Origin of the sequence: uncultured Bradyrhizobium sp., from assembly GCF_947648125.1 — a bacterium.
Classification (GTDB): Bacteria; Pseudomonadota; Alphaproteobacteria; order Rhizobiales; family Xanthobacteraceae; genus Bradyrhizobium.
This window is the reverse complement of record NZ_CANSMR010000029.1, coordinates 14,476-29,722: the sequence shown is the minus strand read 5'-3', so window position 1 is coordinate 29,722 and position 15,247 is coordinate 14,476. Positions and strand designations below refer to the sequence as shown.

Annotated in this window: 11 protein-coding genes; 2 read left to right on the top strand and 9 right to left on the bottom strand. The window is 65.3% G+C overall.

Annotated elements, in window-relative coordinates:
• Positions 1 to 9: 9 nt before the first annotated feature.
• Positions 10 to 1,959: an alpha-1,4-glucan--maltose-1-phosphate maltosyltransferase gene (locus tag Q0030_RS33155; RefSeq protein WP_298376981.1), complete on the bottom strand. Its 1,950-nt coding sequence runs from the start codon at positions 1,957 to 1,959 to the stop codon at positions 10 to 12.
• Between the two features lie 203 nt (positions 1,960 to 2,162).
• Here Q0030_RS33155 and malQ point away from each other — a divergent pair, with 203 nt between their 5' ends.
• Both malQ and Q0030_RS33145 read left to right on the top strand, forming a co-directional pair.
• Positions 2,163 to 4,112 (top strand): 4-alpha-glucanotransferase, encoded by a 1,950-nt coding sequence (gene malQ, locus Q0030_RS33150; protein WP_298376978.1) that lies wholly within the window; start codon positions 2,163 to 2,165, stop codon positions 4,110 to 4,112.
• Positions 4,113 to 4,127: 15 nt separating this feature from the next.
• Positions 4,128 to 5,936, top strand: coding sequence for a glycoside hydrolase family 15 protein (locus Q0030_RS33145; RefSeq protein ID WP_298376975.1), 1,809 nt, complete (start codon positions 4,128 to 4,130; stop codon positions 5,934 to 5,936).
• Positions 5,937 to 5,978: 42 nt separating this feature from the next.
• Here Q0030_RS33145 and Q0030_RS33140 read toward each other — a convergent pair whose 3' ends face one another.
• The 8 genes from Q0030_RS33140 to Q0030_RS33105 form a co-directional block, all read right to left on the bottom strand.
• Positions 5,979 to 6,797, bottom strand: coding sequence for an HAD family hydrolase (locus Q0030_RS33140; RefSeq protein WP_298376973.1), 819 nt, complete (start codon positions 6,795 to 6,797; stop codon positions 5,979 to 5,981).
• Complete coding sequence (locus Q0030_RS33135; protein ID WP_298377108.1) at positions 6,794 to 7,282, bottom strand: gluconokinase; 489 nt, start codon at positions 7,280 to 7,282, stop codon at positions 6,794 to 6,796. Before Q0030_RS33135 ends, Q0030_RS33140 begins: the two co-directional genes overlap by 4 nt.
• A 54-nt stretch (positions 7,283 to 7,336) precedes the next feature.
• A complete protein-coding gene (gene pgl / locus Q0030_RS33130) occupies positions 7,337 to 8,089 on the bottom strand; it encodes a 6-phosphogluconolactonase (protein ID WP_298376971.1) in 753 nt (250 codons plus the stop codon).
• Between the two features lie 2 nt (positions 8,090 to 8,091).
• Complete coding sequence (zwf, locus tag Q0030_RS33125; protein ID WP_298376969.1) at positions 8,092 to 9,585, bottom strand: glucose-6-phosphate dehydrogenase; 1,494 nt, start codon at positions 9,583 to 9,585, stop codon at positions 8,092 to 8,094.
• 20 nt (positions 9,586 to 9,605) lie between these two features.
• Positions 9,606 to 10,589 (bottom strand): phosphogluconate dehydrogenase (NAD(+)-dependent, decarboxylating), encoded by a 984-nt coding sequence (gene gnd / locus Q0030_RS33120; protein ID WP_298376967.1) that lies wholly within the window; start codon positions 10,587 to 10,589, stop codon positions 9,606 to 9,608.
• Positions 10,590 to 10,601: 12 nt separating this feature from the next.
• Positions 10,602 to 13,448 carry a bifunctional transaldolase/phosoglucose isomerase gene (locus Q0030_RS33115; protein ID WP_298376965.1) on the bottom strand — a complete coding sequence of 949 codons (2,847 nt, stop codon included), beginning with the start codon at positions 13,446 to 13,448 and terminating at the stop codon, positions 10,602 to 10,604.
• A 217-nt stretch (positions 13,449 to 13,665) separates the two neighbouring features.
• A complete protein-coding gene (locus Q0030_RS33110; protein ID WP_298376963.1) occupies positions 13,666 to 14,112 on the bottom strand; it encodes a DsrE family protein in 447 nt (148 codons plus the stop codon).
• A gap of 41 nt (positions 14,113 to 14,153) precedes the next feature.
• Positions 14,154 to 14,771 carry a hypothetical protein gene (locus Q0030_RS33105; RefSeq protein ID WP_298376961.1) on the bottom strand — a complete coding sequence of 206 codons (618 nt, stop codon included), beginning with the start codon at positions 14,769 to 14,771 and terminating at the stop codon, positions 14,154 to 14,156.
• Positions 14,772 to 15,247 lie beyond the last annotated feature (476 nt).

Genomic DNA, 15,247 nt, shown 5'->3' with positions numbered 1-15,247 from the left:
ACGGCTCCTTCAGGCGACACAGCGCAGCAGCAACGCGGGATCGCGCGCAGGATCTAGACGTAGGCGGATGCCTCCCCATTCGAGCGCATGACGCTCGCCGGTGACAAGGTCTTCCACGGCGGTGACGGGGCGGCGGGCATCGCCGCGGCCGGCCACAACGTCGCCGAGCGGAAGCCAGACCTCTCGCGGCTCGAGCGACAATGCAATCGCGGCCGCGATCACATTGCCCTGATCGGCCGCCTCCTTGACGAATCCGATCACGCCGCCGTCATCGATATTGATAAAGCGCAGATCGGCGAATTGTTGCAGGGCCGGATTGCCGCGCCTGATTTGGTTGAGGGCTGCGATATAGGGCTTGATGTTCCCGACCTGATCCCAGTCGCGAACCCTGATCTCGTATTTCTCGGAGTTGAGATAGGCCTCGCGGCCGGGCACCGGCGTGTGCTCGAGCAGTTCGAAGCCGCTAGTGATGCCGTAGCTGCTTGAAAGCGTCGCGGCCAGCGCGAGACGCGACTTGAACATCCAGGATTCGCCGCTTTGCAGGTGGAAGGGCAGGATGTCGGGTGTGTTGACGAAGAAATTCGGCCGAAAGAAGTCGCGATCGGGATAGGATATCAACTCGCCGAGATACTGTTCGAGCTCGGAACGCTGCGTACGCCAGGTGAAGTAACTATAGGATTGCGTGAAGCCGAGCTTGGCGAGACCCTTCATCAATTTCGGCCGGGCGAAGGCTTCCGAGAGGAACAGCACGTCCGGATCGCGATCCTGCACCTCGCGGATCAGCCATTCCCAGAATGCCAGCGGCTTGGTGTGCGGATTGTCGACCCGGAAGATTTTCACGCCCTGCTCGACCCAGAACAGCACGACATCGCGCAGCGCGCGCCACAGCGCGGCGGCATCTTCGGATCCGAAATCCGGATTGACGACATCGTCCCAGCGCTGCGGCGGATGTTCGGCCGTGCGCATCGATCCGTCCGGACGCCGCTTGAACCATTCCGGATGCGCGGTCAGCCAGGGATGATCGGGCGAGCATTGCACGACGAAATCGAGCGCGACCTCGAGGCCGTGGGCCTGGCATGCCGCCACGAAGGCGCGGAAGTCGTCGAGCGTGCCGAGCTCCGGATGCACGGCATCGTGGCCGCCCTCCGCCGCGCCGATCGCGTAGGGGCTGCCGGGATCGCCTGGCTGCGCGATGGCGGCATTGTTGCGGCCCTTGCGATGGGTCCGCCCGATCGGGTGGATCGGCGCCAGCAGCACGACGTCGAAGCCCATCGCCGCGATATCGGGCAGCCGCGCGATGCAGTCGTTGAAGGTCGCGTGAACGCCCGGCGTCTTGCCCTGGCTGCGCGGAAACATCTGGTACCAGGCGCCGCTACGCGCCCGCGGCCGGTCGGCAGTCAGGGGATAAAGCTGCGATCGCATCAGGTCGCGGCGAAACTGGCTGCCGGCCATCGCCTCACGCAACTCGGGCGCGAGCAGCGCGCCCGGCTCGCCGGTCTGCAGGAAGATTTCGCACTGCCTGATGATGATTGCGGCCGCGGCCGGGCCGCCGGCTTGCGCCCGGGTCAGCATGCCCGCGCCTTCGATCGCATCCAGCGTGTGGTCGCCGCCATCGCGCTGCTTCTGCTCGAAGCGTTGCCGCCAGCTGGCGAATTCGTCGGTCCAGGCCTCGATCGCGAAGCTGTAGCGGCCGGGCCGGTCGGGCACGAAGGCGCCGCCCCAGCGGTCGTCGCTGTGCAGCGCCATCGGCGCGTGTTGCCATTCGCCGTCGCCCTCATGTCGCCACACCAATGCTGCTGCGATCACATCATGGCCGTCACGGTAGACGTCGGCCCACACCTCGACAGGTTCGCCCGCGATGCGCTTGACTGCAAAACGGCCGCCATCAACCGACGGATAGACATCGGTGATATGAAAAGTGCCGTTGGCACTCTCGACAGGCCGGGCGGTTTTGTTCACGGTGATGCCGCCATTGAATAGGCAAATGAAGTCCCGGCGCCGGGAAGGAGGCACGCCAGACCCATATAGAAAGCCGCTCGCCGGGCAATGGTTCCCGGTGGGAACGCTGGATAGGGTAGAGCGTTGAACATCAACTATCCCTTTCCCGTATCTGTACAATTTAGCAACGATCCCAATACCGTTGCGAGCAGGCAGCGTGCCGAATGGATCTTTACGCCAAAGCCCAGACCCTGGGAATCCAGACCGAGTATATCGATGGGAGCGGTCACCGCCGTGTGACAACCCCCGAGGCGCTGACGGCGATCCTCGCGGCGCTGCCGCCCCAGACGCCGCGCCGGATCATCGCCGATCCCGTGGTCGTCAGAGGCCGCCATGGCGGACAGACGCAGCTCTCGGAAACGACCCAGCTTCCGGTGCAATGGAAGATCATGAACGGCACTGCGGTGCTCGCACAGGGCGAGGCGCATGAGCGGAGCGTGACGTGGCCGTCCGGCCTGCCCGAGGGCGTGCACCGCTTGCAGCTCAAGGACGCATCGGGCAGCGAGGAGCTGCCGTTCCTGGCGGCGCCGGAAGCGGCGTTCGGCGGCGCGTTCGACCGCTGCTGGGTGATCGCGGTCCAGCTCTATGGCGTACGGTCCGCGCGCAACTGGGGCATCGGCGACTTCACCGATCTGCAGGGTCTGCTCGAATTCGCCCATCGGCTCGGCGCCGACGGCATCGGGCTCAATCCGTTGCACGCGCTGTTCGATGACCGGCCCGGCGATTGCAGTCCATACTCGCCGAACAGCCGGCTGTTCCTCAACGCGCTCTATATCGACGTCGCGAAGATTCCCGAATTCCACATCGATGCCGAGGCGCAAGCCGCGCTGGCACAACTCCGCAGCCGTGACATGGTCGACTATGTCGGTGCCGCGGCGCTGAAATGGCCCGCGCTGCGTGCGGCCTTCGCGGCCTTCAAGGCCAATCCCGGCCTCGGCCGCTGGCAGGATTTCGAAGCTTATCGCAAGGAGCAGGGCGTGCTGCTGTCGCGCTTCGCCTGCTTCGAGGTGATGCGGCACAAATTCAACACGCCGTGGTGGGAATGGCCGGACGACTGGCGGCAGCCCGATGATGCGGCGTGCACGAAATTGCGCAGGGCGCGCGACACCGCCGCCGAGGTCGAGTTCGTCGAATTCGTGCAATGGACTGCGGACCGGCAGCTCGGCGCCTGCCAGGCGCTCGCGCACAAGCTCGGCATGCGGGTCGGGCTCTATCTCGACGTTGCCGTCGGCGTGCAGTCGGATGGCTTCGACGCCTGGAATGAGCAGACCGCGATCTCGCGCCATCTCGGCGTCGGCGCGCCGCCGGATCCGCTCAACACCGCGGGCCAGGACTGGGGGCTTGCCGGCTTCAATGCCGCGGGCCTCGAGCAGCGCTTGTTCGAGCCGTTCAGGCAGATGCTGCGCGCCTCGATGCACCATGCCGGCGCGATCAGGCTCGACCACGCCTTCGGGCTGAAGCGGCTCTATCTCGTGCCGCGCGGCTTCGGTCCGGCCAATGGCGCCTATGTGCTGATGCCGTTCGAGGCGCTGCTGGCGGCGACCGCGCAGGAAAGCGTCGCGAGCCGCTGCGTCGTGATCGGCGAGGACCTAGGCACCGTGCCTCCGGGCTTCCGCGAGCAGATGAACGGTTGGGGCATCTGGTCCTATCTCGTGATGATGTTCGAGACCGACGACCAGGGCGTGTTCCGCAGCGCCGACCATTATCTGCCGAACGCGCTGGTGACGTTCAACACCCACGACCTGTCGACCTATGCCGGCTGGCGCTCGTTCAGCGATCTCAAGACCAAGCGCGCGCTCGGGATCGATCCCGGCGAGACCGACCAGGGGCGCTGGGATGCGCTCGGCCATCTCGACGACGTGCTGCGCCGTCACGACATTCACCACAATGATTTCTATTCGGTGGTGAGCTTCATGGCACGGACGCGGTCGCGGATGATGGCGGTTTCGATGGAGGACCTGCTCGGCATTGTCGAGCAGCCGAACATCCCCGGCACCGTCTACGAGCATCCGAACTGGAAACGGCGGTTGCCGGTCTCGATCGAGCATCTCGCGTCGGCGATCGACATCGATGCGCTCAAGCGTGCAACCCGCGAGCGGTCGCACGCGGGTTAACGCGGAGCATGGCGCGTGGCCTCTCGCATCGAAGACTATGGACTGATCGGCGATTGCGAGACCGCAGCGCTGGTCGGCCGTGACGGCTCGATCGACTGGCTGTGCTGGCCGGCGTTCGATTCCGACGCCTGCTTCGCGGCGCTGCTTGGCACATCGCGGAATGGCCGCTGGCTGCTGGCCCCCGCCCAGGAGATCAGGCAGGCCTCCCGCCGCTACTGGGACGATACGCTCATCCTCGAGACGCGGTTCGAGACCGAAGGCGGCGTAGTCGCGCTGATCGACTTCATGCCGCCGCGCGGCAATGCCTCCGACGTGGTCCGCCTGGTTCGTGGCATCAGCGGCCGCGTCAAGATGCACATGGAGCTGGTGATCCGGTTCGGCTTCGGGGTCGATGTCCCCTGGGTGAAAAAGAACCCGGACGGCGAGGGGCTGCTGGCGATCAGCGGGCGGGACATGACCGTGCTGCGCACCCCAGTTAAGACATCAGGCAAGGACCTGACCACGATCGCCGATTTCGAGATCGGCGAGGGTGAGACCGTGCCGTTCGTCCTGACCTACGGCGCGTCGTATCAGCCGGTGCCGGAGCCGATCGATCCCGAGGCCGCGCTGAAGGATACCGAGGACTACTGGAAGGAATGGTGCAGCCGCTCGACCTATGACGACAGCTATCAGCGCGATCTCGTGATGCGTTCGCTGATCACGCTGAAGGCGCTGACCTTCAGGCCGACCGGCGGCATCGTCGCGGCACCGACCACGTCATTGCCGGAAAAGCTCGGCGGCGCGCGCAACTGGGACTACCGGTTCTGCTGGCTGCGCGACGCCACCTTCACGCTGCTGGCGCTGATGAATTCGGGCTACACCGAGGAGGCGGCCGCCTGGCACAACTGGCTGCTGCGGGCCGCAGCCGGCGCTCCCGCCAACATGCAGATTATGTACGGCATCCTCGGGCAGCGGCGCCTCTTGGAATGGGAAGCCGGATGGCTGCCCGGGTATGAAGGGGCGCAACCGGTCCGCGTCGGCAATGCCGCACATGCGCAGCTGCAGCTCGACGTCTATGGCGAGCTGATCGACGCCTTCCACCAGTCCCGTATGGCGAAGCTGAAGCTCGATGAGGAGAACTGGTCGCTCGAATGCACCGTCGTTAGTCATCTCGCCGACGTCTGGGACCAGCCGGATCACGGCATCTGGGAGCGCCGCGACACGCCGAGACACTACGTGTTTTCCAAGGTGATGTGCTGGGTCGCCTTCGACCGCGCCATCAAGAGCGCGGAGCGGTTCGGCTTCAAGGGACCGCTGGTCAAATGGCGGGTGCTGCGCGAGGCCATCCATCGCGACGTCTGCCAGCGGGGCTTCGATCCCGATCTCGACAGCTTCGTCGAGAGCTATGGTTCAAAGCTGCTCGACGCCAGCCTGCTGCTGCTGCCGTCGGTCGGCTTCCTGCCGCCGTCCGATCCGCGCATCCGCGGCACGATCGCCGCGGTCGACCGGCACATGATGCGCGACGGGTTCGTGCTGCGGCACGATCCGCGCGAGGTGTCCGACGAAATCCAGCCGATCGAGGGTGCGTTCCTGGCCTGCAGCCTGTGGCTCGCCGACGCCCATGTGCTGGCGGGAGATGTCGACAAGGCGCAAACCATGTTCGACCGCGTGGTGGCGGTCGCCAACGATCTCGGGCTTCTGGCGGAGGAGTTCGACTCCGGTGCCGGCCGGCAGACCGGCAACTTTCCGCAGGCGCTGACCCATATCGCGCTGATCAACACGGCGCACAATCTCAGCGCCGCCAGGGCCGACGCCGAGAAGCCCGCGGTGCAGCGGTCGACTTGATCGTAGCGTTTGCTTTGCGCACGATCTTTCTAGAACGCCGCCCTAACGGCCCATCGTCAACACCGTGTCCATCGCGCGAGCGAAACCGTCGTGCTCGTTGGTTTCGGTGACATGCGTGGCGCGCGCCTTCACGTCATCACTGGCATTGCCCATCGCGAACGAGATGCCGCTTCGCGCGAACATCGGCAGATCGTTCTGCATGTCGCCGATCGTTGCGACATTCTCGAGCGACACGCCAAGACGTTTCGCGATACCCTCGACGAAGGTGCCCTTGTCGTGGCCGGGCGGGGTGACGTCGAGATAGTAGGTCTGCGAGCGGACCGCGGTCGCGTCATTGCCGACCATCTGCTGCATCTCCGCCTCGCAGCGTTGCAGCAGGGACGCATCCGAGCTCGCGCCGACGATCTTGCAGGCTTGGTCGAGATAGGGTGTGAAATCGCTGACGATGGTCGGATCGTGCTTGATGGTGTGCTGCTCGTGGGCGGTGTACTCGCCGTTGGGATTGCGCGTCAGCCAGCGGTCGTTGGTGAACAGCCAGATGTCGACGCCATAGTTGCGCAGCAGGTCGACGCAGCCTTTTGCTGTCGCTGCGGGGATCAAATGCTGCTCAAGCGGCTTCATTTGCGGATCGACGATCGAAGAGCCGTTGAAGGCGCCGATCGGCTGCGTGATCGCGAGCGGTGCGACCAGGAAGCTCATCCCGATGGTCGGGCGGCTGGAGACGATGGTGAAGCCAATGCCGGCCTCATGCAGCCTGCGCACCGCTGTCCTGGCGCCGTCGGTCAAGGTCTTGTCCTTGGTGAGCAGCGTGCCGTCGACATCGGATACGACAAGAGCGATGCGGGTGGCGGTGTAGTTCATGGGCGGTCCAACTTCAGTTGATTGACGATGTCTTCGATGATGGTGTCGACCGAACGGTCGATCGCAACCGTGATCGGGCGTTCGTCCGGCGTCGGGGGCTCCAGCGTCCTGAACTGGCTGGCGAGGAGGCCCGGCGGCATGAAATGGTCCTTGCGCGCGGCGAGCCGCGTGGCGATCAGCTCCTGGGTGCCGTCCAGGAAGACGATGCGGATGTCGTCGCGGCCGTGCACCAGGATGTCGCGATAGGTGCGCTTCAGGGCGGAGCAGGCGATGACGGCGCGTTCGTGGACGCCGCAGGTGCGGTCGATCTCGGCGGCGATCGCGCGCAGCCAGGGCCAGCGATCCTCGTCGGTGAGCGGCTGGCCGGAATGCATCTTGGCGACATTGCTCGGCGGGTGAAAACTGTCACCGTCCTCGAAGCGCCAGCCGATCCTGATCGCGAGGCGGTCGGCGATGGTGCTCTTGCCCGAGCCGGAGACGCCCATCACAACCAATGCGCAGGGGTTTTGCCCGTCACCCAAGAAAGTCACCCAAGAAAATCATCCAGGAAAATCCTCCGGCAGCGCAGCCTGATCGATCAGCCAGACGGTTTCGCCCAGCGATCGCGCGCGGTTTGCCGGCAGGTTCTCGCCTGCGAACAGGCGCGTCAAGATCGCGCGCTTGTTTTCGCCTGCCACCTCGAACAGCATCTCGCGGCAGGAGGCGAGGGCAGGCAGGGTCAAGGAGACTCGCGGCACGAACGGCTCGACATTGGCCTTGGGCACCCCGACCACCCAGCGCTGCGTCTCCTCGACCGCGGGATAGCCCGGAAACAGCGAGGCGGTGTGCCCATCGGGCCCGATGCCCATCAGCACCAGGTCGAAAAGCGGTCGCTTCGGATCGAGCTGTTCGGCGCCGTAGAACGCCATCAGCTCGTTCTCGTACAGCGCCGCGCTGATGTCGGGATCCCTGAGATCGGCGGTGTCGGTCGCGATCGGGTGGACATTCGCAGCCGGGGCGCAGCGGTCGAGGAAGGCCTGGCGCGCCATGCTCATATTGTGCAGCGGGTCCTGGCGCGGCACCAGGCGCTCGTCGCCGATGAACCAGTCGATGCGGTCCCACGGAATCCTCTGGCGATAGTCCGGCGTCGCCACCAGCTGGTAGAGCGCCTTGGGGCTGGAGCCGCCGGTGAGGCACACCGCGATCCGGCCGCTGTTCTGGTCGATCCTGGCGATCACCCGCTCGGCGGCCGTCTTCGCCAGCGCGGCCTGATCGGCGACCGTGATGATCTTGCGCTCGCCGGTCGCGGTCATGGTCAGCCCAGCTTCCGCCAGCTGCGGCCGTCGCGCGTCAGCAGCGCGTTGGCAGCCTCCGGGCCTTCGCTGCCGGCCTTGTAGGGTTGCAGGCCACGCCCGCCGGCAGTCTTCCAGGCGTCGAGGAAGGGCTGCACCGCCTGCCATCCGGCCTCGACGCTGTCGGCGCGCTGGAACAGCAGATTATCGCCGATCATGCAGTCATAGATCAGCGTCTCGTAGCCGGTCGACGGCTCGGCCTTGAAGTAGTCCTTGTAACGGAACTTCATCTCGACGCCGTCGATGTTGATGGCTGGGCCCGGCACCTTGGTGTTGAACTGCAGCTCGATGCCCTCGGTCGGCTCGGTCGAGATGACCAGGTAATTCTGCGACAGGCGGTCGACCGCCGTGTCGCGGAACATCGCGAACGGCGCCTGCTTGAACTTGATCGCGATCTCGGTGCGCTTGGTGGTCAGGGCCTTGCCGGTGCGCAGGTAGAACGGCACGCCCGCCCAGCGCCAATTGTCGATGGTCAGCTTCAGCGCGGCATAGGTCTCGGTCGAGCTATCGGACTTGACGTCCGGTGTCTTGAGATAGTCCTCGATCTCGGTGTCGCCGATCCGGCCGCCGCGATACTGGCCGCGCACCGAGTTGGACAGCGCCTCCTGCGCGCTCTGGATCTGGATCGCGCTCAACACCTCGGCCTTTTCGGAGCGCACCGCATGGGCGTCGAAGCGCGCCGGCGGCTCCATTGTCACGAGCGATAGCAGCTGGAACAGATGGTTCGGCACCATGTCGCGCAGCGCGCCGGTGGCGTCATAGAAACTGCCGCGGTGGCCGACGCCGAGCTTCTCGTCGACGGTGATCTGAATGTGGTCGATATGGTTGCGATTCCAGATCGGCTCGAACATGCCGTTGGCAAAGCGCAGCACCAGGATGTTCTGGACGGTTTCCTTGCCGAGGTAATGGTCGATCCGGTAGATCTGGTGCTCATCCATCAACTTCAGCAGCGCTGCGTTCAGCGCCCGGGCCGACGCCAGATCGGTGCCGAACGGCTTTTCGATGATCAGCCGCCGCCAGGCGCCGTTCTCCTCCAGCATGCCGGTGCGCCCGAGCTGTTCGCTGATCGGCAGGAAGGCGCTCGGCGGGGTCGCGAGATAGAACAGCCGGTTGCCGCCGGTGTCGCGCGCCTTCTCGAGCTTGTCGAGCCGTTCGTTCATGGCATCGAACGAAGCGGGATCGCGCGGATCGGCCTCGATCGCGGTGACGCATTCGAACAGCCGCTTCGCGACCGCCTCGTCCACGGGGCGGGTGGCGAACTTGAGCAGCCCCTGCATCAGGCTGTCGGTCAGCTGCGCGCTCGACATGCCCTTGCGGACAATGCCGACGACGCAGAACTTCTCGGGCAAAAGACTGCCGGCGGCGAGATTGTAGAGCGCCGGGACGACGAGCCGGTGTGTCAGATCACCGGTGGCGCCGAAGATGATGAAGGAGCAAGGATCGGGTTTCTTCTGCACGTGACCTTCCGCGGTTCGTTTTAAGCCTTCTTCGGCGGCTCCTTGTGGCCGCCAAACCCTGCGCGCATCGCCGAGAGGATCTTCTCCGCGAAGGTGTGATCCTTGCGCGAGCGGAAGCGGGTGTAGAGCGCGGCCGTCAGCACCTCGGCCGGCACCGCCTCGTCGACCGCGGCATTGACGGTCCAGCGGCCTTCGCCGGAATCCTCGACAAAGCCGGAGTAATTGTCGAGCGTGTGGTTCTGCGCCAGCGCCGAGGCCGTGAGGTCGAGCAGCCAGGACGGGATCACGCTGCCGCGCCGCCAGACTTCCGCGATGTCGGCGATGTCGAGATCGAAGCGATGCTCGGGCGGGAGCGCCTCGATATTGGCGTTCTTCAGGATGTCGAAGCCTTCGGCATAGGCCTGCATCAGGCCGTATTCGATGCCGTTGTGGATCATCTTGACGAAATGCCCGGCGCCGATCGGACCGGCGTGGATGTAGCCCTGTTCGATGCGGGGATCGCGGCCGTCACGGCCGGCGGTACGCGGGATGTCGCCGATGCCGGGTGCCAGCGTCCTGAAGATCGGATCGAGCCGGTCGACCACGGGTTTGTCGCCGCCGATCATCATGCAGTAGCCGCGCTCGATGCCCCAGATGCCGCCGCTGGTGCCGACATCGACGTAATGCAGCCCGCGCTCCCGGAGCGCCTTGCCGCGGCGGACGTCGTCCTGCCAGAACGTATTGCCGCCATCGATGATGACGTCGCCGGGCTGCATCAGCTTCGACAGCGCCTCGATGGTGGCTTCAGTGATCTTGCCGGCCGGCAGCATCACCCAGGCGGTGCGCGGCGCTTCCAGCTTGAGGACGAAATCCTCCAGCGACGAGGAGCCGGTGGCATTGTCGGCGACCAGCGCCGCGACCGCCTTCGGATCCTTGTCGTAGACCACGGTGGTATGGCCGTTGCTCATCAGGCGGCGGACGATGTTGCCGCCCATCCGGCCGAGGCCGATCATGCCGAGTTGCATCCCTCGCCTCCGTCAGTTCAACGCAGCCGAGATCGCGGCATCAAGTGCCGCAAGCCCGGAGGTGAGATCGCCCTTGAGATGCACCCGCAGCGCCCGCCGGCCGCGCTCGGTGAGCACGTCGAAATCGCCGCGTGCCTGCGCCGCCTTGATCACGCCAAAGCTCGCCTTCTGGCCGGGCACCGCCAGGTCCTGGCTATCGTCGGTCGTGACCTGCAGGAACACGCCGCTGTCGGGCCCGCCCTTGTAGGCCTGCCCGGTCGAATGCAGGAAGCGCGGGCCGAACTCGGCGCAGGTCGCAAGGTGTTTTGCGTCGCGCACCTTCAGCCGCATCGCCTGCATGGCGTCGATGGTGTCGCCGTCGCGCTCGATATAGGCGAGCAGGGCGACATAGTCGCCGCGGCCGGAGCGCGAGAGGTGCGCCTTGATCCAGGAATTGAGATCGCCGTTGGCGCCGGCCTTGCGCAGCTCCTCGGCGTTCTGCGCGTCGGTGTAAAGCTCGACCCCGTCGGCCGACACCACCGGGTGCTCGGCCGGCAGCGATCCGGTCTTCTCGAACGCCGCGGTCAGCTCGCGCGTCTTGATCTTGGCGGCCTCGACGTCGGGCTGGTTGAACGGGTTGATGCCGAGGATCGAGCCCGCCACCGCGGTCGCGATCTCGAAGCGGAAGAACTCCTGGCCGATATGGTCGATCGACTTCATCACGATCCGAACCATGGGATGGCCGGCAGCCTCGAGCGCGGCGAGCTTGGCTTCATGCGCTGCGTCGTGCTCGCCCTCGGTGCGGAGGTCGATGAAGAACCGGTCGTTGCCGTAGACTGCGGCATCGCCGATCGTCTCGCCCTCGATCGGGATCAGGCCCTTGCCGTCCTTGCCGGTCGATTCCGCGATCAGCTGCTCGGCCCAGGCGCCGAAATCGGCGACCTCGGGCGAGGCGAAGATCGTCACCTTGTCGCGGCCTTCGAGCCCGGCGATGCCCATCGCCAGCCCGAGCTGGACGCCCGGGTTTTCCTGCGGCGGCACGTCGGCGCCGCAAGAGCGCACCATGGCGAGCGTATGGCCGAGCAGGCTGCGGACGTCGATGCCCGCGGCTGCGGCCGGCACCAGGCCGAACGGCGACAGCACGGAATAGCGGCCGCCGATCGCCGGATCGCCGTAGAAGATGCGGGCAAAGCCCTGCTTGATCGCGACCTTCTGCAGCGACGAGCCGGGATCGGTCACCGCGATGAAACGGTGGCCGGCCTTGTCCTTGCCGATCGCCTTGGCCACCCGGTCGAAGAAATAGTCCTTCATCACGTTCGGCTCGGTGGTGCCGCCGGATTTGGAGGAGACGATGAACAGCGTCTTGGCGATGTCGACATACTCCTCCATCGCGCGGACCTGCGCCGGATCGGTGGAATCGAGCACGTGCAGCCGCGGGAAGCCGGACTTGTGCGGGAAGGTCTGCGCGAGCACCTCCGGCCCGAGGCTCGATCCGCCCATGCCGAGCACGACGGCGTCGGTGAAGTTCTGTCCCTTCACGCGCTTGGCGAAATCCTCGTAGTCGGTGACGTCGGCGGAGGCGGCGCTGGTCAGCCAGCCCAGCCATTTGTCCTCGTCATCGCCGGTCCAGACCGACTTGTCCTTGTGCCAGAGCCTTCGGATCTTGGCCGACGCGCGCCATTCCTCGGTGCTTTTCTCGACCGCCTTCTCGATACCTGCGCCGAGCGCCAGCTTCTGATGGTCGATGCCGCCGCCGAGCGAGGTCGCGCGCTTGTGGGCGACCGCGCCGTACAGCTTGTCGGCCGCGTCGGCGAACAGCTTGACGCCGTCCTTGACCAGCTCCTCGGTGATCGCATCGAGCGAGATGCCGGACTTCTCCAGCTCCTCCAGCACGTGGCGGGCGTCCTCGACATTCTCCTCCAGGCTGTCGCGGACCTTGCCGTGGTCGCGGAAGGCGTCGAGCGTCGCCGGCGGCACGGTGTTGACGGTGTCGGGGCCGATCAGCTCCTCGACATAGAGCACGTCGCTATAGTCCTTGTTCTTGGTGCCGGTGGACGCCCACAGCAGCCGCTGCGGCTTGGCGCCCTTGGCGGTGAGCTTGTCCCAGCGTGGGCCTGAGAACAGGCGCTTGTAGTCCTGGTAGGCGAGCTTTGCATTGGCGATCGCGACCTCGCCCTTCAGGGCGGCGAGCCGCTCCTTCTCGGACGGGTCGTTGGCGCGTGCGATCTTCTCGTCGAGCTGCTTGTCGACGGCAGAGTCGATGCGGCTGACGAAGAAGCTGGCGACGCTTGCCACGTGAGAGGGGTCGCCGCCCTTGGCGACGTACTTCTCCAGGCCCTTGAGATAGGCCTCCGCGACCTGGCGATACACCTTCTGCGAGAACAGCAGCGTGATGTTGATGCTGATGCCTTCGCCGATCAGATATTCGATCGCCGGCAAGCCTTCCGGCGTCGCCGGCACCTTGACCATCAGGTTCTTGCGGTGGACGTCCTTCCAGAGCCGCTCGGCCTCCACGATCGTGCCCTTGGTGTCCATCGCCAGATAGGGCGACACTTCGAGGCTGACAAAGCCGTCGCCGCCATGGCTCTGGTCGTAGACCGGGCGCAGCACGTCGGCGGCATGTTGGATATCCACGACGGCAAGGTGCTCGAACAGGTCGGCGACCGAGCGGTCGCCCTTCTTGAGGGCCTGGCCGATCGCCCCGTCATACTCGTCCGAGCTCCCGATCGCCTTCTCGAAGATCGAGGGGTTGGACGTCACGCCTTTGACGCCGTCGGTCTCGATCAGCCGCTTCAGGTCGCCATTGGCGACGAAGCCGCGGGCAAGGAAGTCCAGCCAGACGGCCTGGCGGTGATTTTCGAGTGCTTTGACGGGGTTCATGGGTGCCTGTTCTCGTTCGATCGAGGGTCGATTTTTGGGTTCCCGGGCAGCTTTCGGGGGTGGAGGCGGATTGTCAACATGACTGGAGGCCCGGGCGGAATATCAGCATTCCCAAGGGATAACGCCATTCACAACAGTTCGATCCCCTCGGACGCGGTCGGAGCAGACCCCGATCTCGGCACATTTTTATGACGCATTGCGGGCGCGCGACCGCGCATCAGGGCCGCAGGTAGAGGTAGCCTTGGGATTGCAGCTCGGCGAGCCGGACCACGCCGCCGCGCTCGGCGGCGACGAAGCCCGGGAGCAGGTCCTTCAGGCCGATGTTCTGCGATTTCATGGTGTTGCCGCAGGCGGCGAGCTCGATGCCATCCCTGGTGAACTGCCCGACATGCTTCGACAGGTCGGGATTGGCCGCGGCCGAATGAAACGCCTTCAGCGCCTGGCCATGCACCACGAGCGCGATCGTCACATTGCCGGGGCCGCCGACGCCGTCGAGATGGTTCTGGATGCTGCCGATCACGAAATTGACCTTGCCGAGGTCGTCGAGGTGATAGACCACCTTCAGCTTCTGCGGCGGTGCTTCAGTGGTGGCGTTCGCGCGTGACGTCGCAAAAGCGGCGCCGATCGCCGAGAGCGTGCCCCACAGGATGCTGCGTCGGTGCATGGCGTCCCTCGCGCGATGATCGTTGACCGGCGCCAAGCCTATCACTTGTGCCGGAGCGCAGCGAGTTCCTTGCGGTCGGTCACAAGTTCGGCGCATTGGCTCAAGTCCGCGCGATCGACGCGAAAGATCTTGTCGTCGGCGCCGGCGAGCAGCTCTTCGGCCGCGTCATCGTCGGGCTTGTTGCGATTCCACATCCTGATGCTGCTCAGGCGTGCGATCGCGGATTTATCGTCTTTCGACAGAGCCACGGTGATACCGCCGCCCTCACAATCCACGCTGCATTCGAAGCGCATCTCGTGCCCGGATTCCGTCGCGATCGCGTGGTTGCAGTAGCCGCTGGAGTCGAAATTGCCGGGGCGATGGCGGTAAGTGACGCCGAGCCGGAACGAGTAGTTGGTGGTCTTGTCCTCCGGCGCATCTTCGGCGGCGACGAGGAGCTTCATCGCGCTGACCTTCTGCTTCGGATGCTGTGCCAGATGATTTGCATCGTAGCGCCGCACGAAGCAGGCATAGGCTTTCGCGCCGGGCGGGCCTGCGAACATCCTGTTGTCGAAGGCGGTCGCCTTGGCCTTGTCGACGCCTTCCTGCGCCCCGACGGTTAACGCCGCGCCGGCGCAGGCTGCGGCGGCAAGTGCGACAACAAGGAATGTCTGCTTCATGACCGCCTCGGGAATAGCCCGCGCCTCCAAGCTGTCATCTTTACAGCGCGGCAATGGTGCCGCGTGGAACTGCGCGGGCTCGTTGCCTTAGTCGCGGCGACAAGGAGGCACGTTCAACGACTCCTGACAGTTTGTTCATGCGAGTCTGTGACGTGCACATCTTGACGCCAAGGCTAGACAGCCACACCTTTTCAGGGAGGCCAACGTTCATCGCCGGACGGGGAAGTTGCCCCGCTCGGATGTCCGCTTCGGAAGCCTGGGCCCCGGTAAACCACGGATGTGGCGAGGGGGTTACAGACACCAAAAACAAGGGGATATTGATGAACCATTAAGCTTCCTGCCTGTTGATAAGGCAGAGGCTGCACGCGCCGTGCATTGCCGAAGGGAGTCGGTCGAGTGTCCAATGGACCCAGCGTGCCGACGCTGATTCGATCCTAGGACGCTCTGGTTGCGACTCGTGTCAGTCGTGCGGCGAT

Excerpts from the sequence above, each read along its gene's own strand:
- malQ (WP_298376978.1), top strand. The coding sequence starts at position 2,163 with ATGGATCTTTACGCCAAAGCCCAGACCCTGGGAATCCAGACCGAGTAT.
- Q0030_RS33140 (WP_298376973.1), bottom strand. The coding sequence starts at position 6,797 with ATGAACTACACCGCCACCCGCATCGCTCTTGTCGTATCCGATGTCGAC.
- Q0030_RS33135 (WP_298377108.1), bottom strand. The coding sequence starts at position 7,282 with ATGGGCGTCTCCGGCTCGGGCAAGAGCACCATCGCCGACCGCCTCGCG.
- pgl (WP_298376971.1), bottom strand. The coding sequence starts at position 8,089 with ATGACCGCGACCGGCGAGCGCAAGATCATCACGGTCGCCGATCAGGCC.
- gnd (WP_298376967.1), bottom strand. The coding sequence starts at position 10,589 with ATGCAACTCGGCATGATCGGCCTCGGCCGGATGGGCGGCAACATCGTC.
- Q0030_RS33115 (WP_298376965.1), bottom strand. The coding sequence starts at position 13,448 with ATGAACCCCGTCAAAGCACTCGAAAATCACCGCCAGGCCGTCTGGCTG.
- Q0030_RS33110 (WP_298376963.1), bottom strand. The coding sequence starts at position 14,112 with ATGCACCGACGCAGCATCCTGTGGGGCACGCTCTCGGCGATCGGCGCC.
- Q0030_RS33105 (WP_298376961.1), bottom strand. The coding sequence starts at position 14,771 with ATGAAGCAGACATTCCTTGTTGTCGCACTTGCCGCCGCAGCCTGCGCC.